We start from the raw sequence: 21,540 nt of genomic DNA, 5'->3' as shown, positions 1-21,540 counted from the left end.
CTCACCCCTGACCAATAATTAACGCACGCTTCACACCGGGAATTGCCTTGAGACTGTCCAGCAAGTCGCCCAGCTCTTCATTCAGATGGGAGATCTCGACAGAGATCACCACGTTAGCCCGCCCTTGCAGCGGGATACTCTGATGGATTGTCAGCACATTCGCCCCGTGAACAGCCACAGAACCGAGCACCTTGGACAGCATGCCCGACTCGTGCTCCAGATCAATCGAGATCGTCACAATGCGCTCGCGCTCCAGCTGATGAATTAAGTGTATCCCATCTTTGTATTTATAAAAAGCACTGCGGCTAAGCCCAACCTGTTCCACGCCCTCGTGTACGGTTTTGGCATCTCCTGCTTCCAGCAGCTGTTTGACCTGCATGGTCTTCAGCACCGCATCGGGCAATATGTCCTCCCGGACCAAATAATAGCGTTCTTTCACGAACGTCCTCACCCCAAAGACTTTTGTATGTACATAGTGGACATTATACGGGATTGAAGGCTTTTATTGCAATAACTTTCTGCAAACAAGCAAGTGGAACCGGTACCGTCCTTTTAAAAGGACGGTACCGGTTCAGCGAGAAATAGAAAGATCATTTATAGCGTGAAACATATAAATGCTTATATTTCGGAAAAGGCTGTCCCCCCTACAATCTAGGAGGAACAGCCTTCACTTGCAGAAATCAAAAAAATGTTATATTTGCCGCGCTCGTTCAGCCGTAAGCAATGGTCGTCCCGCAGTAATCACAGCTAGTGGACTGGTCGGGAGCTACTGTATTCTGTGCCCCGCAGCCGGGACAGCGTACCGATTTCGGAAGCTGCTGCGCTCTAGGCTGCTGATAGGACGGCTGCCCTGCAGGCGGCGTGAAAGGCGATACGGCTGCCTGTCCCGCCTGGGCCTGGGGCGCTGCATCCGCTCCCTCATGGAAGAGAAGCCCGGAGTCCAGGACCCCGTACTTCTGTAGATAGAGAAGGTCTCTGTTCACATCCCCTTCACTTTGCCCGGTGCGGTCCGCCAGATTCCCGGTATAGCGGACTCTCTCCACCCTGATCAGATGTACATACTGATTAGCGAGCTGCGAGAAGCGGAATCTGGCTTTGGCTGCGCTTCTAGCGAATGCAGAGGCGGGAAGGAGCAGCACCAAACCTACGAAGATCAAACCTGATATCAATGTGGTGGTGTCCATCGCGTCATCACTGAAGATGGAAATTACGACAATTCCCATCATTTGCAGGAACCCTCCTACAAATGCATGGAATAAAAGACTATAATTGACAGACTTGCGGTAATTTTTGTAATGGGTCGTGATTATGCGTATCAGCGCAAGCACAAGTCCGAGCGGCATAAACAAATACCCGGCGCCGATAGTTACAACATCAAAAGTGGTCCGCTCATACTTAGGCAGACTATCAGAGGGCTGCCCTTCCCGGCCCGGCAGTAGTCCGCCCGGCTGATTCCCTATCCCCATTGCTGTCTACTCCTCCTATTTAAGCCCCGCCAGCTCCAGGTTACGCCGCTGGAGCGTGCCGGCAATACTCTCGGTTAATTCCTCTGTCTCCGTGTCCCAGCTGGCTGGCAGCTCCTTCAGGACAAGCAGCAAAGCTACATGGTCATGCAGCAGAGAGATCTGCTGCCTAATGATGTCTTCCGTTGCATACAATCCCGGTCTTGATACCGGGTCACTATAGCGGAATTTCTCCTCCAGAGCCTCAATCAGCTCCACCAGCCTGCCTGCCTCAGGATGCTTCCAGCTGCCGGCAATCCCTCTGATCTCATGCAGCTCCTGCATGTGACTACGCAGGCTGCGCGAAGCGTCCGCAGCATTACGCTCCCCGAAGGCCGCATTCCAGCCATACCCGGCTGTAGCTGCAAGTACGAGGGCAGCTATAATGAGGATAAGCAACTGCTCTCCCGCATACCAGAGCGGACTCAGCTCCAGAATCCAGTCCAGCAGAATAGCCGAAGCAAGTACCGCAGCCAGATAGAAGGCTATAATTACAGCTCCGCTGATGAATACCGGTGAAGTCCGGCCCGCTTCAGGAGCACGGCGCAGCCATAGCATGCAATATACGTAAACCACAGTCTCTGCCATACATATAGCGAGCAGTGTCACTACGAAGCGCAGCAGCGATTCCATGAATCCAAATGTGAAGAAGGTACCCGCAGTAACTGCCAGAATAGCAACATAAATGCCAGTGATAAGACCTGTATATGACCTCTGCATTCTGTTCACCCGTTAGCCGCTCTGGTACCGCACTCTGGACAGAATTTCTGTCCAGACTTCAGCTCATGCCCACAGCCTGCGCACTTCAGGATCAGGCCTTCTCCGCAATGCGGACAGAATTTGGCACCAGGGATGACTGCCTTGCCGCAGCTATGGCATACCTTATTCTCCGCCTCCGGCGGGGGCTGCAGACTGCGGCCGCAGCCGGTACAGAAGCGTGCGTCTGCCGGATTAAGGGTTCCGCAGCCCGAGCAGGATTTAGAAGCAGCAGGTGCCGGCTGGCTGCCCGTACTGCCGTCCAGGGACATGCTCCTGGTCATCCGGGTGGCTATCTCAGCCGCAGGTCCGGCCAGCCCAAAGCCCATACCGAGCCCCAGTCCCGCATTCATCATGCCCACGCCTGCATTGCCCGGATTGCCTGCCGCCTCCTCCATAGCATCGAAGCTCCGTTCCTGCTGGTAGGTGAAGCCGATAATGTCCATCTCCGCTTTTTTGGCCAAGGCTTCCTTGAGACGCCGGGTTGCCGGATCATCATCGGGAATATTGATCGAGTCAATATAAAAATTATTAAGCTCAATACCGTTATCCAGGAACGAGGAGGACAAACGCCCCTGAATATGCTTGGAGATTTCAACCACGTAGGCGTTGATCTCCAGGATGCTGATTTTTTTGTGCACCAGATAAGAAGAAATAAGTTCATTAATATTGGACATCAACAGGCCGCGGAAATAATTGATCATTGTATCCTGATCAAAGACTGGCAGCGTCCCTACCAGCTTCAGCAGGAATTTGCGGGGATCTTCGATCCGCACGCCAAACTGCCCAAAGGCACGGACCGCTACCATGATCTTGTACTTGGGGTCCTGCAGCTGAAGCGGTGCACTGGTCCCCCACTTAACATTCATGGAGTTCAGCTTGTTCACAAACCATATCTCTGCGGTGAACGGAGACCTGCCGCCGAACGGCAGGTTCACCACATTCGACAGAATCGGAATATTCGCTGTGCTTAAAGTATGGCGTCCGGCTGTGAAGGAATCCAGCGCCTCTCCACCCTTGAACAGAATAGCTTCCTGGGATTCATTCACAATCAGCTGTGTCCAGGTCCCCAGCTCCTGATTCGGATACTTCCAGGCGAAGACACCCGGAGGTCCGTCATATTTGACTACTTCAATAATTGCCATCTGTCCATTCCCTCTTTCCTGACAGGTATGTATGATATACGCAGATTACATCCTTTGGATTCAACTTAACATCTCTTATATAATGATTGTAGTAAATTAATCCAGATATATAAAGAAAACTTTATTAGTATAAATGGCTAAACCCTCTGTGAAGCCCACCTGACTCCCATTAAAAAAGGCCGCATCCCCCTCTCGGAAGATACAGCCGGTATACTTGCTTCTCTATTAATAGTAGCTGCTGTTCTCGACAAATTCGAATTCAAAATCAGCAATGCGCACGATTGTGCCTTCGACAGCGCCGCGTCTGCGCAGCTCGGCGTCCACACCCATGTGACGCAAAGTACGGGCCAGCCTAAGAATGGCATCATGTGTGCTTAGCTGCATTCTCTTAATCATCCGCTCAATCCGCGGACTGTTGACTACAAACGCCTCGTTGTCACGGGTAATCGTGAATGAGTTATCCTCTTCTGCTTCCAGCTTATACACCTTGCGCTCTTTGCCAGCGACTTCTTCAACCACCGGAGCCACAGGAATACTGTCAAGAATATCTGTAGCACGGTAGAGCAGCTCCTGAACGCCCTGACGGGTCAGGGAAGAGATCGGCATAATCTCAAGGTCCGGACGAAGCTCCGCGACACGCTCACGGAAGGAAGCCAGGTTCTCCTCGGATTCAGGCATATCCATCTTGTTCGCCGCCACGATCTGCGGACGGTCAATCAGCGCCGCATTGTACTGCTTCAGCTCATCGTTGATCAGTACCCAGTCTTCAAAAGGATCACGGCCTTCCGAGCCGGACATATCCACGACATGAATGATGATACGCGTGCGTTCAACGTGGCGCAGGAATTCATGTCCCAGGCCCACCCCTTCACTCGCGCCTTCAATCAGTCCAGGCAGATCCGCCATTACAAAGCTGCGGCCGTCTCCAACATCCACTACACCCAGATTCGGGGTAATGGTGGTAAAGTGATACGCTCCGATCTTCGGCTGGGCAGCAGATACGACCGACAGCAGTGTAGATTTACCCACGCTTGGGAAGCCTACAAGGCCTACGTCGGCCATGACCTTCAGCTCCATGACGATGTAACGCTCCTGACCTTCTTCCCCATTCTCAGCCAGCTCCGGCGCGGTATTGTTCGCCGTCGCAAACCGGGTATTCCCCCGGCCGCCTCGGCCGCCGCGGGCCACTACAACCTGTTGTCCATGACGGGTTAAGTCGGCAAGGATCTCCTGGGTATCATCATCAATCAACACCGTTCCAGGTGGAATCCGCACGATCATATGCTCGGCGTTCGCCCCATGCTGACTCCTGTTGCGGCCCTTGATTCCCTTATCGGCCTTGAAGTGCCGCTGATAACGGAAATCCATCAGGGTACGCAGGCCTTCGTCTACACGGAAGATTACATCTCCCCCACGGCCTCCATCACCACCGGCTGGACCGCCATCCGGTACATACTTCTCACGGCGAAACGCTACGAGACCATCCCCGCCGTCGCCGCCTTTTACATAAATCTTAGCCTTATCTACGAACATAAATGTTCACCTTCCTTACATCTCCAGCGGTAACCGCAGTTCCATATAACCCTTAGCAGGCTGAACCTGCTCCGCCTTCATGATTTTTCCTTGTACTATATTATAAATTTGCCCCTGAAGCAGTTCGGGATTATCTTGCTCTCCCTCACCTTTGAAAGAGATCAGAATGTCCCTTCCCTCCTGTGAAAAGCTGAGCTCAAGCTTCCGCGTGTCTCCATGCTGTGTTATTCCGCTGTACTGGTACGCCCTGACCGTCTGCATAATTACTGAAGTCAGCTCAACCCCTACCTCAGGACTCAGCTTGTCCTCCAGCTGGAGCCCTTCCTCCACCTGTATGTCCAGCTCCAGACTGCTTCTGAACGTACGGAAGGATTGCAGATAGAATACCAAGGAAGGCACTCCTAACTTGGCTATACGGCTGTCGAGCGCAATACGCTCCTTTATTCTTTCCACACATTGTACGGATTTATCAGGCTTGCCCAGCTGGATATATCCGTAAAGCACCTGCAGATCATTCATCCAGTCATGACGATGATGATTCAGTGTCCGGTTTGCCGCCTGCTGCAGAGTGTTCTCCTGTATACGCAGTTCCTCTTCATATTGACGCCGGTTGTAAACAAAGCTGAATGCAAGCACTCCGGCTACCCAGACTCCGAGCAGCAGGCATGTGAAAAGGGAGGTTTGCCAATACACGAGACCTAAAGGAAACACTGCGGATAACATGACTGCCCAGACCTTACTTTTCCAGGATTTCATTCTTTCTCCCCGTCCCTTGGTTCGCAAAATTGATTCCAATGTAAGCACTGCTTATCTTGCTTCATATTCACCATTTCCCAGTATAACACAGGCTTTCTCCGCAATCACCAGAATCCCCCACAAAGTGAGGCTTAAGCTTCGATGCTTACTCAGGTACTTTGCGTGGACCCTGAAACAATTTCAAAAAAAGCCCCCGGCACTGATGCCGGAGGCTTCTCATCTTCATAGGTTCCGTAAGCTTACGCTTCCAGTGCCGCTGCTACCGGAGCGACATCCACCGGATACACGCTCACTTTTTTGCGGTCGCGTCCCCAACGTTCGAACTTCACTACGCCGTCCACAAGTGCGAACAGTGTGTCATCTTTACCGATGCCCACGTTCGTGCCCGGGTGGATTTTGGTTCCGCGCTGACGAACCAAGATGTTGCCGCCGGTTACTGCTTGACCGTCAGCCCGTTTCACGCCAAGACGCTTAGAGTGGGAATCACGTCCGTTCTTTGTGGAACCAACACCTTTTTTCGATGCGAATAATTGAAGATCCAATTTCAACATGTTGTCAACCTCCTTCTTCAAATGATGACTTCCTGTATCTGAATATATTTCCTGTAGGATTTAGCAATATCCTTGAGCATCAGCACCATGGATTCCAGCAAGAGCTGTACCTTGGCGGAAACTTCGGGATCATTCACGGGAACTAGAGTTCCGCTTAAGAATCCATCCTTCATCGAAGTATCCAGAACCACTCCGGTCAGGCTCTCAATCGCATTCACAGTTCCAACGGTAACCGTCGAAACACCCGCGCAGACGATATCCCTGCCATTCCTTGCGTATTCCGCATGCCCCTTGACGGCAAAACCGACAATGACACCCTGAGCAGAAGCCCGTGTAATCCGCACGTTAATCATTAACGCACCTTCTTACGCTTGAATCTTCTCGATAGTTACTTTGGTGTACGGTTGACGATGGCCTTGTTTCTTGTGGTAGTTCTTCTTAGGTTTGTATTTGTAAACTACAACCTTATGTCCCTTACCATGCTTCTCGACTTTGGCTGTTACAGACGCGCCGCTTACCAGCGGAGTTCCTGCAGTCAAACCACCTTCGTTAGAAACAGCCAAGACACGGTCAAACGTTACGCTTGCGCCGTCTTCAGCTTCCAGCTTCTCAATGAACAAAACATCGCCCTCTTGGACTTTGTATTGTTTACCGCCAGTTTCGATAATTGCATACATTGTACTTGCACCTCCTCATGTCTCAGACTCGCCTAGTCAAGGTGGCAATCCCCGGAGGAATTACGCTTCATCTACCCGATCGGAGCGGTTACAGCATGTGCAGGAATGGAACAACCAAACACATACTTGAAGATATTATCATACATATCAGCCCAAGTCAATATCCCCTCACAAAAATAGAGCTTTGGCTCCGATCTTCACTTCCCTACTCCAGCCAAGTCCCAACCTTGCCTGTACCGCCGCAGCACTGGCAGATTACCGGGGCAAATCCGGCGGAATCATGTCTGGCCTTCTTACGGGTCATCTCCAGCAGACCGAGATGGGTCCAGCCGAGAATATGCGTCTTGGTCCGGTCCCGGCTGATAATGCTCTCCAGCTTGTCCGTCACCTGCCTGCGGTGCTCTTCCCGCTCCATATCAATGAAATCAACAATGATAATACCGCCCGTATCCCGGAGCCGGACAAGCCGCCCGATCTCCTCCGCAGCCAGCAAGTTAGTCCGTGTTACAGTATCTTCAAGGTTGGTCCCGCCAGTGTACTGTGCTGTGTTAACGTCAATCACAGTCAAGGCTTCTGTCTCGTCCCAGATCAGCGTAGCGCCGCCTTCGAGGATGATTTTACGGCTGAAGCTCTTGTGCAACTGATCCGTCACCCCGTAAGCAGAGAAAATGGGCTCCTGTCCCCTGTAGAATCCCACAGGCTTGTACCCTTCAGGAGCCATATCCGTCAGGAAAGCTTCCGCTTCCTTAACCGCCTTAGCCGAATCAATCAACAGCTCATCACGCTGCGGATTGAAGGCATCCCGGATGAACCGCTGGACGATGCTCAGATCACAGTGCAGCAGAGCCGGTGCCTCCACTTCCTTGGAACGCCGGGTAATCACTTCCCACTGCGCCCGCAGAAAAGCCAGATCTCCCTCCACGGCCTCCACCGGCTCATCCTCGGAGACGGTGCGCATAATGAGTCCTTCCTCACCCTGGCGCAGCCGCTCGCCTATGCCTTTAAGCCGGCTGCGCTCGGATTCCCGGCATATTTTCTTAGAGACCCCGACATATTCGGCAAAGGGCATGTACACCATCCAGCGTCCGGGCAGCGTATAATGCGTGGTTACCCGCGCGCCCTTGCCGCCCCGCGGTTCTTTTCTCACCTGAACAACAATCTCCTGACCGGGCTGCAGCAGCGTCTCAATCGAAGGCTTGACGGCCGGCTGCTTGTCCAGATGGGGATGCAATACATCGTCTACATATAGGAACGCATTCTTTTTCTGTCCGATATCTACAAAGGCCGCCTGCATACCAGGCAGCACATTCATTACCCGGCCTTTATAATAACTCCCGACCAGACCCTGCTGCTGATCGCGTTCAGCCGCATATTCCACCAGCCTCCCGTTCTCCAGAAGTGCCATTCGGGTAATATGCTGTGTACAGTGAACGATCATTTGTTTCATGGCTTCACCTCTGGTTTGAATCAATCTCGCTTGTTACTTTCCGAAATACGAAGCAATCAGTCGCTGCTCCGGCACAACGGCTACGATATCCCTATCGTTGTTCATCACATAGATATAATGATAATGGTTACGTTTAAATAGACGCAATATCTCATCCAAAGGTTTCGCGAGCGAGGCAACTATTGGGCGGGCAATGTTCTCCGCCACTAGATACCGCTCATAAATCCGCTCACGGTTCATCAAAAACCCGACAAACCGATACGGCAAATTGCGCTGGTCCGTCCAATTAGAATAGAGCAGAAACGCTCCGATCATGAGGAGGTTAAGCCGGAGACCATCCCCGTTCCCAAGCGGAAGCAGAGCGAAACCTATCACAAGCAGGCTGGCCGCAATGCTGACTCTGCCGGTCCACAGCAGCGTGTAATAATACGGAAGCAGCAGACTCAGGGCTGCCTGAAGGATTTTGCCGCCGTCCAGCGGAAGCACCGGGAGCAGATTGAACAGAGCGATCATTGCATTGGCTCCGATAAAATAATCCAGATAGGCGATATTTCCATACTCCACCTGCTTAAGCGCCAGCGCCATCAGAATCATAATTCCGTTCTGCAGCGGACCGGCCAGGGCAATCCCGATCTCACGGACAGCCGTAAGCCGCCCATGATCCTCTATAACCGCAACGCCGCCGAAGGGCAGCAGCTCCACCGATCTGACGGTAATGCCGGCCAATAGCGCCGCACATACATGTCCAAGCTCATGAATGAATACGATCAGGAACAAGGTGAGCAGCTCCAGAAACTGTCCGGTAAGCACGGATACCATGAGAATCAGCACGAAGAGCGGATGCAGTGACAATTCAATGCCGCAGACCCTAATCAAACGATACCACTTCGGCCGGATCAATATAAGTCTTGTCTTTCATAACTGCAAAAAATAGCAACGGGACCCGGGCATCCTCCATCCCCTGAATCCAGCCTATTTCGTCTCCGCTCTGTACCCAGTCATCCACCGCGAGCCGTGTCCCGCTCAAATGACCGTATTCTGCCGTGATCTCCCCGGTGTGGCGGACCGTAATACGGATGCCTCCCCGGGCTTCCTTCGAAACGGCCAGGATACGGCCCGTATCTACACTTTTCACCGTGATGCTGGCACTTGAATCGTCTGCCGGTATAATTTCAATGCCATTAAGCGTAGTAGCAAAGGGACGTACAATGCTTCCTGTAAGCGGAGCGCTAAGCTCATGAGCGGCTGTCACCTTCTCCGCTGGTACCTGTTCATCTCCGAAAATGGGAATGAAGGACGGGGCTCCATTGAAATGTTCCTCGTACCACACCTGTGCCGCTGCAAAATCCATATCATTGCTGAGGATGTCTGTAATAAAGTACTGCGCCTTCACTGCCCACGGCTTCTGCACGGCAAAAATGCCCCATACAGCGCCGAAGACCAACAGACTGGCCACCGTCCGCCGCAGCAGACCAGCACGGAATCCCTGCCCCGGTCCCCTGCCATCTCCATCTTCCCAGTGATTACGCTGCTGTTTCCACATCGTCTCAGGGTCAGGCTCAGGAGAAGAGTCAAATTCATTCCTGTCCCCAGCCCCCCATTCTCTGAATGAGGGAGGACTGCCTGGCAGACGGAACCGCTCTGATGCTGGTGCTGCCCCGGCTGCCGGCTTCTCCTCCAGCAGATTTTGTATACGTTTCTTGCGGCGGTTCTTGGACTCTCTCGGGTATTTCATATTGATCCCTCCGGCGGGCTTGTTTTACTTCCATTTTATGAGTGGCGGAAGCCGCTTTAGAACAAGCCCTGTCCAAGTTACTGCACAACAAAAATAAGCCCGCCGGTGATTTCTCAGCAGCGGGCTCTTAACAGAAGATTGTCATGTATAAGTGCGTGGCCGGGATTCAGCCCATTCCAAAAAATTTCTTAAACTTTTTGAAGGCGCCCGTCTTCTGATCAAGCTGCATCAGCGGCACCGCATCGCCAAGAATACGCCGGGCAATATTACGGTAGGCTATCGCAGCTAAGGAGTCCGGGTTCATCACGGTGGGCTCGCCGTTGTTCGCCGCCCGGATGACCTGTTCATCATCGGGTACAATCCCGATCAGATCGATATTAAGCACCTGCAGAATGTCTTCAATATCAAGCATGTCCCCTGACTTGATCAAGGTCTGACGAATCCGGTTGACCACCAGCTTCGGAGATTCCACCGATGACTGCTCCAAAAGACCGATAATCCGGTCCGCATCCCGCACCGCAGCATGCTCCGGAGTGGTGACGACAATTGCTTTGTCGGCACCGGCAATCGCATTGCGGAAGCCGTGCTCAATGCCGGCCGGACAATCGATCAGAATATATTCGTACTCTTTCTTGAGCTCCAGAATGATATCCTTCACCTGCTCCGGTGTAACTGCAGTCTTGTCCTTGGTCTGGGCAGCGGGCAGCATGTACAGCTCATTGAAGCGCTTGTCCTTGACCAGCGCCTGATTCAGCCGGCAGCGGCCCTCTGCCACATCGACCAGATCATAGATAATCCGGTTCTCCAGCCCCATGACAACATCCAGATTCCGCAGTCCAATGTCCGTGTCCACCAGACATACTTTTTTGCCCTGCAGGGCAAGTGCGGTCCCAATGTTGGCTGTTGTAGTTGTCTTGCCAACTCCGCCTTTACCCGAGGTTACGACAATCGCTTCTCCCATGGAGGCTACACCCCTTTAAACACATTTAAATCCTGACGTAACTTCACTATATTATGAATTTTGTCGATTTGCATAGCACCGCCTGATAAATAGGCAAATTCCATACTGCTCTCCCGGGTTCCCCATTCATCCGGCGGTCTGCTAATAATCTCAGCAATCCGGAGCTGGGTAGGCGCTAGGAGAGAAGCGGCAATAATGGCCTCCTGGTTACCGTTGATTCCGGCGTGTGCCATTCCTTTGAGTGCTCCAAGAATATAGATATCTCCTGAACAGGTAATCGTGCCTCCCGGATTCACATCGCCAAGGAACAGCAGATTGCCCTCATGATGCAGCACCTGGCCCGAGCGGAGCATTCCGCTCATCATGAACAAGGCTTCCGTATCCTTCTCTTCAGGATCTTCAATAGCTTCAACCGAACGGATTAACAGATTTCCCTGACTCTTGAGGATCTCCAGTACCGCTTCTTTATCTTCTTCAGTAACAGCACGGTTGCCCAGCTTAATATCCACATGCACAATCGGTCCGGTCAGAATATTTTGATGGCTGTGCTCCAGCTTGTAGCGAAGCTCGCTTAAGAGATCTTCAAAGGGACACTTGTCGTCTAGCAGGAATACCAGGCCATCCTTGATGCCCTTAATCCTTACGTGCTTGGATTTAACTGTCATATGCCTGTCCCCCTATCCTCATTCATTCGTGCCGGGCCGGGCAAACTCCTTCTTTGGGCGATAAGAAAATACCGCTGCCACTTAGGCAGCTTCCTCATCAAGCGTCTCTTTCTTCAGCAGCTCCAGCTGTCGCCGGAGCGGAATGTAGACAAGCAGGCCTGCAGCAAAATGAATGAGCATGGTAGGCAGCATATAATGCAAGAGCGCCCAATTATATGGCTCCTGGCTTAGATTAAACACATTATAAATGGCAAAAAGAATACTGTCCTCCAGCAGACTGCCCAGCAGCACCACTGTCATCATGAGCGGCAGCGGAGCGCGGGGAATCTGGAATATCAGCCCGATCAGGTACGCAGATAAACCCATAGCGAAGGAATGAGCACCCAGTATGCGGCCATAGAAGACCACATCATGCAGCATACCGAACGACAAGCCCAGAATAAGTGCAGTATGCCGGTGATGGTATACCGTTACAAACAGAATGACGATGAAGACGAGATTAGGAATAATCCGCATCTGCCAGCCGTCAGGAATCAGCCAGGGAAGCACTGTGCCTTCCAGAATAAATAAAATGAATAACAAAAGTACCAGGACAGGTCTGCGCATCCTCACTATTCTACACGCTCCTCCGTATAGACAACGAAGAGTTCCTTCCAGTCCTGGAATCCTGCCGCCGGCTTGATAATCGCTGTAGAGGTGAACCCGTATTGTCCTACCTTGACTTCTTCCACCTTGCCGATTGTCATTCCACGGGGATACATCCCCCCGCCGCCAGACGAAATAATCATATCACCCTCGGCAATCGGATCGCCTACGGGGATTTTGTTCATCAGCAGCATTCCGGTCTGCTGGTCGTAGCTCTCAATCATCCCAAAGGTCTTGCCTTCCTTGTTAACAGCGGTTGCCGATATAGGAGGCTGTGAGTTGGGGTCTTTGCTATCCATCATTGTCATCAGTTTCACAGTAGAGGTAAATTTACTTACATTACTTATGACTCCTACAAGGCCCTCGACAGAAGTTACAGACATATTCAGCCGGATGCCATCCTTCTCCCCAAGATCAATGACAAGGGTATTATTGCCTGATTCTGTCGTTACACTGACAACATTGGCGATTAGATATTCATATTTATACATGTTTTTTTGGGCTTCCGTAAATTTAAGATCCTTTTTGTAGCCCTCATTCTCAGCTTTAATAAAATTTAACTGCGCCTTATCCCGGGCGTACTGTGCAGCGAGAATCTTAAGCTGCTTGTTCTCTTCGGCCAGCTCATTCAGAGTGCCGATATCTTGGAAGAAGCCCGCTACGTATCCAGCGGGCTTGTAGAACAATTTCTGCACGAATCCGGTCGTATCTCTGAGGAAGTTCTCCGGCCAGGACAGGGTCTTTCTCTGCCCCAGGCTGAAGCCCATCAGAACGATAAACGTAACCAGCGTAATCAGCAATATAAACAGTCGTTTATTGTTAAACAGCTTGAACAATCTCGAGCACCCTCTAATAACCGTATTTCTCCAACCTCAGGGATTGACGTTCACAGTCCGCATGTTCCTAGCGTTTGGAGCGGAGACCCGAACTGCTGCGGCTCTTGAACAAGTGGATATTCTCCAGCGCCTTGCCTGTGCCGATCGCAACACAGTCCAGCGGATTCTCGGCCACAATCACCGGCATTCCGGTCTCGCGCGCCAGCAGCTTGTCCAGGTTGCGCAGAAGCGCACCGCCGCCCGTAAGCACAATGCCGCGGTCCATAATATCAGCGGCCAGCTCCGGCGGACATTTCTCCAGCGTAACCTTCACGGCTTCAACAATCGCATTCACAGTATCGGACAGAGCTTCGCAGATTTCATCGGAGGTAATGGTCAGCGTCTTCGGCAGACCGGTTACCAGATCGCGTCCGCGGATCTCCATCGTCTCAGCCTTCTCAAGCGGCAGGGCAGAGCCCACATCCATCTTGAGCTGCTCGGAGGTGCGTTCACCGATCATAAGGTTATACTGACGCTTGATGTATTGGATGATAGACTCATCCGCATCATCCCCAGCCACGCGTACAGAACGGCTGGTAACAATACCGCCGAGTGAGATTACAGCAACCTCGGTAGTTCCGCCGCCGATATCTACAACCATACTGCCGGTTGGTTCCCATACCGGAAGATCTGCACCGATGGCAGCAGCAAATGGCTCCTCGATAATGTAAGCTTCCCGTGCTCCGGCCTGCTTCGTAGCATCCTCTACCGCACGTTGTTCAACGGCTGTAATTCCGGAGGGCACACACACCATGACATTCGGATGGCGCTGGAACATCGAGCGCTGCTTCTGGGCCTGGCGGATGAAATATTTGATCATAGTTGCTGTAGTATCGAAATCAGCGATGACCCCGTCCTTCATTGGTCGGATGGCACGGATGTTGCCCGGCGTGCGTCCGATCATTTTTTTGGCAGATTCCCCTACGGCTTCAATCGTCTTGCTATCTGTATTAATGGCTACCACGGACGGCTCTCTGACAACGATCCCTTTACCGCGCACGTAGACAAGCGTATTCGCTGTCCCCAAGTCAATTCCTAAGTCTTTCGTAAAACCACCTAACATCTTGTATGCTCCTTTTCCATGTGAATCTAGACAATTGTATTACATGTAGCCTTTCTCTTTCAAACTTACGTAGCTGCTGTCTCCGATCACCAGATGATCCAGTACATCAATGCCGACAATTTCGCCTGCCTGCATCAACCTAGAGGTCAGGGAGATGTCTTCAGGGCTCGGCGTAGGATCACCACTCGGATGATTATGTGCGCATATAATTGCTGCGCTGCTGCATTTCATGGCTGCCCGGAACACCTCGCGGGGATGCACAATGGAGGCATTAAGGCTACCCATGGACAATGTTTCCTGCGCAATAACATGATTCTTCGTATTCAGGAACAGGCAGATAAAATGCTCCTTCTGCAAATAACGCAGCTGTTCGGTCAGAATCTCCGCCGCGTCCTGGGGACTGCGGATAATGACCGGTTCGGTAAGCCGGGAATTCGCCATGCGTCTTCCCAGCTCTATGCCTGCTTTGAGTTGCACGGCCTTGGCAGGGCCGATGCCGTTGATTGTTGTCAATTCTTCAATGCTCAGATCCGCCAGTCCGCGGAGACCGCCTGCATGGCTCAAGAGCCGCTGGGCGATAAGAAGGGCAGATTCACGGTGCGCACCTGTGCGCAGCAGAATAGCCAGAAGCTCCGCTTGACTTAATGATTCCGCCCCATAATGCATCAAGCGCTCTCGTGGTCGTTCTTCATGGGGGAGGTCACGCAGCATAAATGTTTGCGACTCCATCCCTAACCTTCTTTCTTCGGCTACCCTTACCGGTTCAGCACCGAAATGCCAAACCCGGACAACATACCGCTCAGCAGTGACAGCGGCAGCCCGACCACGTTAAAATAGCAGCCTTCAATTTCTTCCACCAGGGTGGCTCCCAGTCCTTGTATCGCGTAAGAGCCGGCTTTGTCGGCAGGCTCCCCGGTCGCTATGTAAGCGGAGATTTCCTCTTCGCTCATTGCTCTCATAGTTACAGAGGTTACCCTATGATCTACCAGGGTACGTCCCTCTGCGGAACCGATGCAGGCCACCCCGGTGTATACCTGATGCGTCCGGCCTTGCAGCATGCCCAGCATTCTGGCGCTGTCCTGCTCATCCGCTGGCTTGCCGAGCACCATTCCGTCAAGCACAACAATCGTGTCGCTGCCGATGATAACGGCATCACGGTCTCCGGCAACAGGAATCACAGCTTCTGCCTTACGCAGAGCCAGATTCCGTACAATAGCTTCAGGGCTCCATTCGGGCGGTGTACTCTCATCAGCATCGCTGGACAGCACCTCGAAAGGCAGTCCAAGCGAGGCTAACAGCTCACGCCGCCGCGGCGAACCTGAGGCCAGAATAATATGCCGCGAATTGTCATGCTCCACTGTAATTACGTCCCTTCCTGATGCTGCCAGCTAAGGCTACAGCCTGCGGTACAGCCATACGGCTGTAATAATTCCGGCAAGACTGAGCAGGCACAGTTTCAAATGGATTGTGATGTCATAGGTTATGATGTCTAAATCGGCTTGCGGCGACCACTTGAGAACAGTCGAAGCTGTAAGAAAAGACAGAGCTTGTACAGGTTCCAGCAGCTTGGCAATCCAGGCTCCGGCCAGCCAGCCTAGAATAAGAAATAACAGCAGTGTTCCTACATTTTTCTTCTTCATTCAAGTCTTCCCTCGCCATTTTTTGACACCCTAATTATTATACGGTGAAACGGAGTGCAATACAAACTCAAAATCCATCCAGGGAATGTTTACCACGTAAGCAGCCTGCGGATTTTATCACACCACAGGATTACCTCTGGAAATATAGCAATCCCCCGCCGGGCATACGCCTGGTACGGGGGATCATTTATTAAGCCTATAGTCAGCGGCGCTTTACGCCTCAGTTGTCAGCTCATGGCGGACAACAGGCTTTTCTGGCCGGTCAGGAAGCTCATCATGGCCTCCTGCACCTCCCAGAGCAGCCCCTCCGCTTTATTCTTGCTGTATTCGTTCAAGGCGGCTATTCCCTGGCTCATGGATTTCTCCAGCCCGTCAGCGATTCTCTGCCCTTCCGGGGTCAGGCCCGGCTCCAGCGCCTTGACCGCCTGGGTCCACTGCATATGGAGATCACTTACCTCTCCGCCAGCGTTTCCGCTGCTCCCCCCGCCAAGCAGGGAAGCAGACAAGCTGCTCAGCTCGCTTAACAGCTTGCTGCTGAGTGTGAAGTAACTGTCCACCGCCACCGCCGTTCCGGTATAACGGACCTGATTCACAGCTGGCAGGGCCACTTCTCTCACGTACAGCTCGATGCCCTGCCCCTTTAGGCCATTGCTGAGCAGCTTGGCCTGCTCACGATCAGGAGACATTCCGGCGTACACACGGTTGCCGTCTGCCGGGTCAAGACCTGCGGCAAGGCCTGCGGCCAGCAGCTCCTGCCGGGCCTGCTCCGCTCCTGCCGGTGTACTGAAGACACCATATTGCAGTAGATAATAGCTCTGCGGGGCAACCTGAACCGGAATTTGTGCGATCACCGCTTCTCCCATCTGCTCAGCAGGCACACCCGTTATGTCTGCCGGTGTACCGCCGTTTGCCGCCGTTTGCCCCTGAGTGATTCCCGTCTTAACCGCCGCATTGCCGGCAGCTTTACCATTCTCTCCCGACCCTCCTATGATGAACGACAGGGCTGCGTATCCGAGCAGAATTCCCGTTCCCAGTGCTCCAGCGATGGACAGTGCGAACTTCCACCAATACGAGGGGCGGCGGGTATGATAAGAGCCGCCGTAGCTATCCCCTTGAGCGCCGGATTGATCATAACTGTCTGTAGCAGATTCACGGTTATCGTCATGCAGCGGGTAGTAGTCATCTGCTGAATGCAGTCCTTCTTCATCTGACCCTCCATAGAAGGAATGCTCCTCCGAATCTTCACTCTGTTCCCATAGATTCCTTGCAGAAGCAGGACGGACAACAGAATACAGCCCCAAATCATAGTTATCCTCAGGAGCTTTCATTTTCCGGCGGCCAGAGCCTGGGGGCTTCATGTAAGCTGCCTCTACTGACCGGGGCAACTCCACCTTGGCCAGATCCACAATATATTCATCGGCCTTGGAATAGGAGGATGTCTTAACTCCCCCGCGCTGGACCTTGTCAGTCTCCTTGTCCTCCAGAACTATACCGGTTTCGTTCACCGCCCGGCGCTCTACCGTCTCTGTTCGCTGTCTACCCTGGTCCCCGTCGAAGCGGAATGTCATTCTTCCGTTATTCAATACCCTCACCTCGCGATCTTCAGTTCTATACTGATAGATATGAAAGATGCGAGAGAGATATGCTATTTTAATATATTTACACCAGACTAAGCAGCTTCGCCTTCACACCGTCTGCGGCATAATGTTTGCTGAGCGTCCGGTAGGCCTGATTAGCAATAATGGAGCCAAGCTCCGGCGTCGTTAGCAGCCTGATCAGATGATCGGCAGTGCCAGCCGTTGTTCCTGCCAGCAGAATATTTCGCCCCGGCTCGCAGATCAGCTCCTCCGAGCCCTTCAGGCTGCTGACCACCGGAGTACGGAGGGCCCAGGCCTCCAGAATGCTGCTCTGACTCCCGCAGTCCTCGCAGCATGAGGTAACCACAGCTCTGGCCATGCGGATATAATCAGCTGTCTGTATAGCTTCGCTGATGATTAGAATAGAAGAGTCCTTCTGGACGACAGCTGCGACCTCTGCATGCACCTCACTACTGATAATGCAGCAGCGGATATCCGGCACTGCCGCCTGAATCAGCGGATATACCTTCTTGAAGAACAGCAGTGCTGCATTCTTACCGTCAGTGGAATGCATGTCCCAGTGCAGAACAATGGAGTTATCCTTGACAGTATCTCCGGCAGCCGCATAAGGAGGCTCGCTCAGATCAATGTACGGCGGAACTACATGCACCTTGCCTGCATCAGCAAAGGATACCGCCTTAAAGGACAGTGCCTCTTCTTCTGAAGCAGCCAGCAGCAGGCTGGTCTTGTTCATTAACCGGCGCTCTTCCCGGCGGATCAGCGCATCATTCAGTTTGCGGTAGCCTGTGCTGATTCCCCGCTTGCCAGCCGCCCGGCTCTGCACCCGTATGCCACCGGCACGGCGAGCGTCTGTGACGATAACGGCTCCGGGAAGCAGTGAGGCGACCAGATCCAGCCCATTGCCGAGCATCGCATACGAGACAAACACATGGCTGTAGTCGTGCTGGCTGCACATCTCGGTAATTACTGCCCGCAGCGACTTGTCATTGCCGATCACCGAGGCATCCTTGCGGAGCCTGTTCAGCGGAAACAGCAGGCTTCTGCGGGTGGACGCAGGCCGCTTCACCTGATGCACGGTCAGGGCAGGACTGCGCAAAATCTGCGTCTCGCGGCGGTGGTGGCAATACTCCAGCAGATCAATGTCAAACCGCTCCAGCAGCATATCAAGGAAATTTTTTGTTCTGATGTCTCCCTCCCGGTCTTCCGGCGTGTGACTCCGGGCGGAAAGGAACAACATTCTCTCTCTCATGGCTATAGCTCCTTGGTTCTATGTAAATGTGTATGAATGTGTACGAAACAAAAAAGGCCGGATGACATCCAGCCCAGAAATGTGAAACTTTCGATGTAGATCTATAGTAACGCAGTCCTCCTGAGAAGGTTGTCGATTTATGGGGAAAAATATTTTTTTACCTTCCCTATCCCTTCAGACCAGACGAAGCAGCTTATCCTTGACACTTTCCGCCTCATAATTTGCCAGCAGAGTCTCGTATGCACGGTCCGCGAGCACTACTCCTCTTTCATGATCCTGAAGCAGCAGTGTCACACTATCGGCAAAGGAAACCGGGTCATCGGCAATCATAATATTCTGTGAATGCTCATAGAGCAGCCCTTCTGCCCCTTTGGAACTGGATACGACAGGGGTCCTCAGCGCCCAGGCCTCCAGAATTTTCAGCCGTGTCCCACTGCCTTCCAGGAGCGGAGCTATGACCACCTGCGCCTTGCGTATATAATCTGCCACACTGTACACATACCCGGTGATGACGATAGAGGAATCCTTCAAGGCCAGCGCCGCTACCTCAGGATGCACATCCCGTCCGACAATATACCACTTGATGTCCGGTACCCTTGCCTTAACCAGAGGATATACCTCACGGTAGAAGTAGAGGGCTGCGTTAATATTGGGGAAGTAGTTCATATTACCCGGAAGAATAATCCACTTTTCCTTGGACAACTGCGTCTTGGCCCGGTAATCCTCCATGCGTATGAAATTGGGAATGACATGGACTTTCTGCGACTGGCTGGGGGCCAGTGCCTTGAAGGCCAGAGCATCCTCTTCCGAAGTGGTCAGCAGCAGATTAGTCTTATCCATCAGCTTAAGCTCATCCTGGCGCGTCCATACAGCATTAAGGGAATAATAGACTTTGGCGATCCCCTTTTTCCCGCCTGCCAGCTGTGCAGACAATCCGCTCTCGAAATTATGCGCATCGGTAATGATCACAGTGTCAGGCAGGCAGCGCTGTACAATATCGATGCAGCAGCCCAGCAGGCTGTGCGAAATAAATACATGACCATAGGACTTCCGGCTGCAGAGCTCTATAATCTTAGCCTTCATGTCCACATCGACATGGCTCATATAAGAACAATTCCGCCAGGTATACAGGGAACGGAGAAGCGCACTGCGGTAGCTGACCGTACGCTCTACTTCATGTACCGTAAGTGGCGGAAGTTCCTCCGGCGTCCCTGTCTTCCTGGGGTTGGCATAGGTGATAAGCTCCACCTCATATTTGGCGAGCAGAAGCTTCAGAATATTGCCTGTTCTCAGCTTGCCCCCGCTATCCTGCGGATATGGATTCTCTGCGGAAATGAATAGCAACGGCTCCTTCATGGCTTGTTCTCCTACTTTCCATTGATCAATTGCCCTGGACGGCCCGGGACATCTAGGATCTATTACCCAAATTCAGGTTGTACCGTTTCAGCAAAAATAGAAGGATCATATATAGCTAAAAAAAGCGGTCCCCCGGTAAACGGAGAATCGCTGACATTCGGCTTGCTAGCTAACTGCCATTTCTACTTTGTCAAAATACCGGCTTCCGGCACCTTGCCCGGATAGCTGTAATTCCTGACTACACAGTTCCTTCCCCGCTGCTTCGCCTCATATAGGGCGGTATCGCTCAGTTTGTATAGGGTGCTAAGCGGCACGCGTTCCCCGGAGAGAATCGTAATCAGACCAATGCTGACTGTATAGGAGAGCGGCATGCCTTCGACAGTCGCACCAAGCACCGAGCAGCGCAGCCGCTCTGCTATTCTCTCACCGTCTTCCTCATCCGACCTGTGCAGCAGCACCGCGAATTCCTCGCCCCCGAATCTTCCGAAGAGGTCCCCGCTGCCGAGCTCGCGCTCAATTCTGCGGGCGAAATCCTGCAGCACCCGGTCCCCCGTATCATGGCCATAGGTGTCATTAACCTGCTTGAAGTGGTCCACATCCAGCAGCATGAACGAGAAGGGCACCACCTCCTTCGCGGCGGCAGCAATCAGAGGCTGGGCACGCAGCACGAACGCCCTGCGGTTCAAGACGCCCGTCAGTTCATCATACGTCGCCACACGCTCCAGCTCCGCATAGGACTGTTCCCGGGAGAGCAGCATGAAGCCCGCAGTTCCAAGGAACATCAACAGATAGATCCCGGCATAGAAAAAGCTCTGCAGCCATGCCGCTGCAATCGAGCCGGCCGGCGAAAGATAGAACAGGCCGCTGGCCTTACTGAGTAGAGAAAGGATAGCCACGCCGTACAGCATACCCGTAATTTCCTGCAGCGGGGTCTTTCTCACCTTCCAGGATAACAGATAAGCCGGATAGAGCAGCAGAATGGCACCCGTTAGCGCAGATGCTGCGATCAGCCGGGGAACATCCGGATGCAGCAGGTAAAGCAGCAGCAAACCTATCGCCGATATTCCGGCCAGCGCGTAATACCTTTGCTTCATTTGTTCGGAATCGGCTTCCAGCTTCTTCAGCAGGGCCAGAATCTCCGCAGTTCCTGCAGCCACGCTCAAGAGAATAATACTTGGAAGCACGAATGGAAAATCTTGAATTTCCTCTAATAACAGCAGCTGCAGAATAGCGAGCTGCAGAATTTTGGCTGTCAGGAACAGCGGGGTTGTCTTCTCTTTCGGATAACTGGGCCGGTATGCCAGAATAAGCAGAACCGTAAATAGATTGCCGAAAAAAAGACAAGCCAGCAATGTCTTCAAATCCAAGCCGGCTGCCATTATGCCC

24 protein-coding genes and 1 other annotated feature are annotated in these 21,540 nt (G+C 52.6%); all 24 genes read right to left on the bottom strand.

All coding sequences use genetic code 11. The annotated features are described in order from the left end of the window. Nucleotide 1: 1 nt before the first annotated feature. The 24 genes from C162_RS25030 to C162_RS24915 all read right to left on the bottom strand — a co-directional run bounded on the left by C162_RS25030 (nt 2) and on the right by C162_RS24915 (nt 21,533). Nucleotides 2-439 carry an ACT domain-containing protein gene (locus C162_RS25030; protein ID WP_036698990.1) on the bottom strand — a complete coding sequence of 146 codons (438 nt, stop codon included), beginning with the start codon at nt 437-439 and terminating at the stop codon, nt 2-4. 271 nt (nt 440-710) lie between these two features. After that, complete coding sequence (locus C162_RS25025) at nt 711-1,466, bottom strand: hypothetical protein (protein WP_036698989.1); 756 nt, start codon at nt 1,464-1,466, stop codon at nt 711-713. 15 nt (nt 1,467-1,481) lie between these two features. Further along, a complete protein-coding gene (locus tag C162_RS25020) occupies nt 1,482-2,222 on the bottom strand; it encodes a hypothetical protein (RefSeq protein ID WP_036698988.1) in 741 nt (246 codons plus the stop codon). 5 nt (nt 2,223-2,227) lie between these two features. Beyond that, entirely contained in the window at nt 2,228-3,403 is a 1,176-nt protein-coding gene (locus C162_RS25015; RefSeq protein WP_036698987.1) for an SPFH domain-containing protein, read from the bottom strand. A gap of 225 nt (nt 3,404-3,628) precedes the next feature. Further along, a complete protein-coding gene (obgE, locus tag C162_RS25010; protein WP_036698986.1) occupies nt 3,629-4,936 on the bottom strand; it encodes a GTPase ObgE in 1,308 nt (435 codons plus the stop codon). A gap of 15 nt (nt 4,937-4,951) precedes the next feature. Continuing rightward, nucleotides 4,952-5,692 (bottom strand): Spo0B domain-containing protein, encoded by a 741-nt coding sequence (locus tag C162_RS25005; RefSeq protein ID WP_036698985.1) that lies wholly within the window; start codon nt 5,690-5,692, stop codon nt 4,952-4,954. Between the two features lie 239 nt (nt 5,693-5,931). Beyond that, nucleotides 5,932-6,243 (bottom strand): 50S ribosomal protein L27, encoded by a 312-nt coding sequence (rpmA, locus tag C162_RS25000; RefSeq protein ID WP_020429282.1) that lies wholly within the window; start codon nt 6,241-6,243, stop codon nt 5,932-5,934. A 17-nt stretch (nt 6,244-6,260) separates the two neighbouring features. Continuing rightward, entirely contained in the window at nt 6,261-6,596 is a 336-nt protein-coding gene (locus C162_RS24995) for a ribosomal-processing cysteine protease Prp (protein ID WP_036698984.1), read from the bottom strand. Between the two features lie 12 nt (nt 6,597-6,608). Further along, nucleotides 6,609-6,920, bottom strand: coding sequence for a 50S ribosomal protein L21 (gene rplU, locus C162_RS24990; protein ID WP_036698983.1), 312 nt, complete (start codon nt 6,918-6,920; stop codon nt 6,609-6,611). A gap of 14 nt (nt 6,921-6,934) precedes the next feature. Continuing rightward, nucleotides 6,935-7,020, bottom strand: a sequence feature (ribosomal protein L21 leader region). 105 nt (nt 7,021-7,125) lie between these two features. Further along, nucleotides 7,126-8,367, bottom strand: a complete 1,242-nt coding sequence (locus C162_RS24985; RefSeq protein ID WP_036698981.1) for an Rne/Rng family ribonuclease — start codon at nt 8,365-8,367, stop codon at nt 7,126-7,128. A 33-nt stretch (nt 8,368-8,400) separates the two neighbouring features. Continuing rightward, nucleotides 8,401-9,243, bottom strand: a complete 843-nt coding sequence (locus tag C162_RS24980) for a M50 family metallopeptidase (protein ID WP_036698979.1) — start codon at nt 9,241-9,243, stop codon at nt 8,401-8,403. After that, the gene (locus tag C162_RS24975) at nt 9,236-10,102 is read right to left on the bottom strand and encodes a M23 family metallopeptidase (protein WP_036698977.1); all 867 of its coding nucleotides are present in this window, start codon (nt 10,100-10,102) and stop codon (nt 9,236-9,238) included. The genes C162_RS24980 and C162_RS24975 overlap by 8 nt, the downstream gene beginning before the upstream one ends. A gap of 166 nt (nt 10,103-10,268) precedes the next feature. Beyond that, nucleotides 10,269-11,063, bottom strand: a complete 795-nt coding sequence (gene minD, locus C162_RS24970; protein ID WP_036698975.1) for a septum site-determining protein MinD — start codon at nt 11,061-11,063, stop codon at nt 10,269-10,271. Nucleotides 11,064-11,068: 5 nt separating this feature from the next. Further along, nucleotides 11,069-11,728 carry a septum site-determining protein MinC gene (gene minC, locus C162_RS24965; RefSeq protein WP_036698972.1) on the bottom strand — a complete coding sequence of 220 codons (660 nt, stop codon included), beginning with the start codon at nt 11,726-11,728 and terminating at the stop codon, nt 11,069-11,071. An 81-nt stretch (nt 11,729-11,809) separates the two neighbouring features. Continuing rightward, a complete protein-coding gene (gene mreD, locus C162_RS24960; RefSeq protein WP_083678233.1) occupies nt 11,810-12,340 on the bottom strand; it encodes a rod shape-determining protein MreD in 531 nt (176 codons plus the stop codon). Further along, a complete protein-coding gene (gene mreC / locus C162_RS24955) occupies nt 12,340-13,209 on the bottom strand; it encodes a rod shape-determining protein MreC (protein WP_235218519.1) in 870 nt (289 codons plus the stop codon). Before mreC ends, mreD begins: the two co-directional genes overlap by 1 nt. A gap of 67 nt (nt 13,210-13,276) precedes the next feature. Continuing rightward, on the bottom strand, nt 13,277-14,311 hold the full coding sequence (locus C162_RS24950) for a rod shape-determining protein (protein ID WP_036698969.1): 1,035 nt from the start codon (nt 14,309-14,311) through the stop codon (nt 13,277-13,279). Nucleotides 14,312-14,350: 39 nt separating this feature from the next. Beyond that, a complete protein-coding gene (gene radC, locus C162_RS24945; protein WP_036698968.1) occupies nt 14,351-15,040 on the bottom strand; it encodes a RadC family protein in 690 nt (229 codons plus the stop codon). Nucleotides 15,041-15,066: 26 nt separating this feature from the next. After that, a complete protein-coding gene (locus tag C162_RS24940) occupies nt 15,067-15,669 on the bottom strand; it encodes a Maf family protein (protein WP_036698967.1) in 603 nt (200 codons plus the stop codon). 36 nt (nt 15,670-15,705) lie between these two features. After that, nucleotides 15,706-15,951, bottom strand: a complete 246-nt coding sequence (locus tag C162_RS24935) for a DUF4321 domain-containing protein (RefSeq protein ID WP_036698966.1) — start codon at nt 15,949-15,951, stop codon at nt 15,706-15,708. Between the two features lie 227 nt (nt 15,952-16,178). Continuing rightward, complete coding sequence (locus C162_RS34620; protein WP_051493906.1) at nt 16,179-17,534, bottom strand: SPOR domain-containing protein; 1,356 nt, start codon at nt 17,532-17,534, stop codon at nt 16,179-16,181. Nucleotides 17,535-17,610: 76 nt separating this feature from the next. Beyond that, the gene (locus tag C162_RS24925; protein ID WP_036698965.1) at nt 17,611-18,798 is read right to left on the bottom strand and encodes a glycosyltransferase; all 1,188 of its coding nucleotides are present in this window, start codon (nt 18,796-18,798) and stop codon (nt 17,611-17,613) included. Nucleotides 18,799-18,972: 174 nt separating this feature from the next. Beyond that, nucleotides 18,973-20,154 (bottom strand): glycosyltransferase family 4 protein, encoded by a 1,182-nt coding sequence (locus C162_RS24920; protein ID WP_036698963.1) that lies wholly within the window; start codon nt 20,152-20,154, stop codon nt 18,973-18,975. Between the two features lie 182 nt (nt 20,155-20,336). Beyond that, nucleotides 20,337-21,533, bottom strand: a complete 1,197-nt coding sequence (locus C162_RS24915; protein WP_036698961.1) for a GGDEF domain-containing protein — start codon at nt 21,531-21,533, stop codon at nt 20,337-20,339. Nucleotides 21,534-21,540 lie beyond the last annotated feature (7 nt).

The organism is Paenibacillus sp. FSL R7-269 (genome assembly GCF_000517865.1).
GTDB lineage: Bacteria > Bacillota > Bacilli > Paenibacillales > Paenibacillaceae > Paenibacillus_AQ.
Note: the sequence above shows the minus strand (reverse complement) of the source record. Positions and strands in the feature narration are given on the sequence as shown.

Excerpts from the sequence above, each read along its gene's own strand:
- C162_RS25025 (WP_036698989.1), bottom strand. The coding sequence starts at position 1,466 with ATGGGGATAGGGAATCAGCCGGGCGGACTACTGCCGGGCCGGGAAGGG.
- C162_RS25020 (WP_036698988.1), bottom strand. The coding sequence starts at position 2,222 with ATGCAGAGGTCATATACAGGTCTTATCACTGGCATTTATGTTGCTATT.
- C162_RS25015 (WP_036698987.1), bottom strand. The coding sequence starts at position 3,403 with ATGGCAATTATTGAAGTAGTCAAATATGACGGACCTCCGGGTGTCTTC.
- obgE (WP_036698986.1), bottom strand. The coding sequence starts at position 4,936 with ATGTTCGTAGATAAGGCTAAGATTTATGTAAAAGGCGGCGACGGCGGG.
- C162_RS25005 (WP_036698985.1), bottom strand. The coding sequence starts at position 5,692 with ATGAAATCCTGGAAAAGTAAGGTCTGGGCAGTCATGTTATCCGCAGTG.
- rpmA (WP_020429282.1), bottom strand. The coding sequence starts at position 6,243 with ATGTTGAAATTGGATCTTCAATTATTCGCATCGAAAAAAGGTGTTGGT.
- C162_RS24995 (WP_036698984.1), bottom strand. The coding sequence starts at position 6,596 with ATGATTAACGTGCGGATTACACGGGCTTCTGCTCAGGGTGTCATTGTC.
- rplU (WP_036698983.1), bottom strand. The coding sequence starts at position 6,920 with ATGTATGCAATTATCGAAACTGGCGGTAAACAATACAAAGTCCAAGAG.
- C162_RS24985 (WP_036698981.1), bottom strand. The coding sequence starts at position 8,367 with ATGAAACAAATGATCGTTCACTGTACACAGCATATTACCCGAATGGCA.
- C162_RS24975 (WP_036698977.1), bottom strand. The coding sequence starts at position 10,102 with ATGAAATACCCGAGAGAGTCCAAGAACCGCCGCAAGAAACGTATACAA.
- minD (WP_036698975.1), bottom strand. The coding sequence starts at position 11,063 with ATGGGAGAAGCGATTGTCGTAACCTCGGGTAAAGGCGGAGTTGGCAAG.
- minC (WP_036698972.1), bottom strand. The coding sequence starts at position 11,728 with ATGACAGTTAAATCCAAGCACGTAAGGATTAAGGGCATCAAGGATGGC.
- C162_RS24950 (WP_036698969.1), bottom strand. The coding sequence starts at position 14,311 with ATGTTAGGTGGTTTTACGAAAGACTTAGGAATTGACTTGGGGACAGCG.
- radC (WP_036698968.1), bottom strand. The coding sequence starts at position 15,040 with ATGGAGTCGCAAACATTTATGCTGCGTGACCTCCCCCATGAAGAACGA.
- C162_RS24935 (WP_036698966.1), bottom strand. The coding sequence starts at position 15,951 with ATGAAGAAGAAAAATGTAGGAACACTGCTGTTATTTCTTATTCTAGGC.
- C162_RS24925 (WP_036698965.1), bottom strand. The coding sequence starts at position 18,798 with ATGAGAGAGAGAATGTTGTTCCTTTCCGCCCGGAGTCACACGCCGGAA.
- C162_RS24920 (WP_036698963.1), bottom strand. The coding sequence starts at position 20,154 with ATGAAGGAGCCGTTGCTATTCATTTCCGCAGAGAATCCATATCCGCAG.
- C162_RS24915 (WP_036698961.1), bottom strand. The coding sequence starts at position 21,533 with ATGGCAGCCGGCTTGGATTTGAAGACATTGCTGGCTTGTCTTTTTTTC.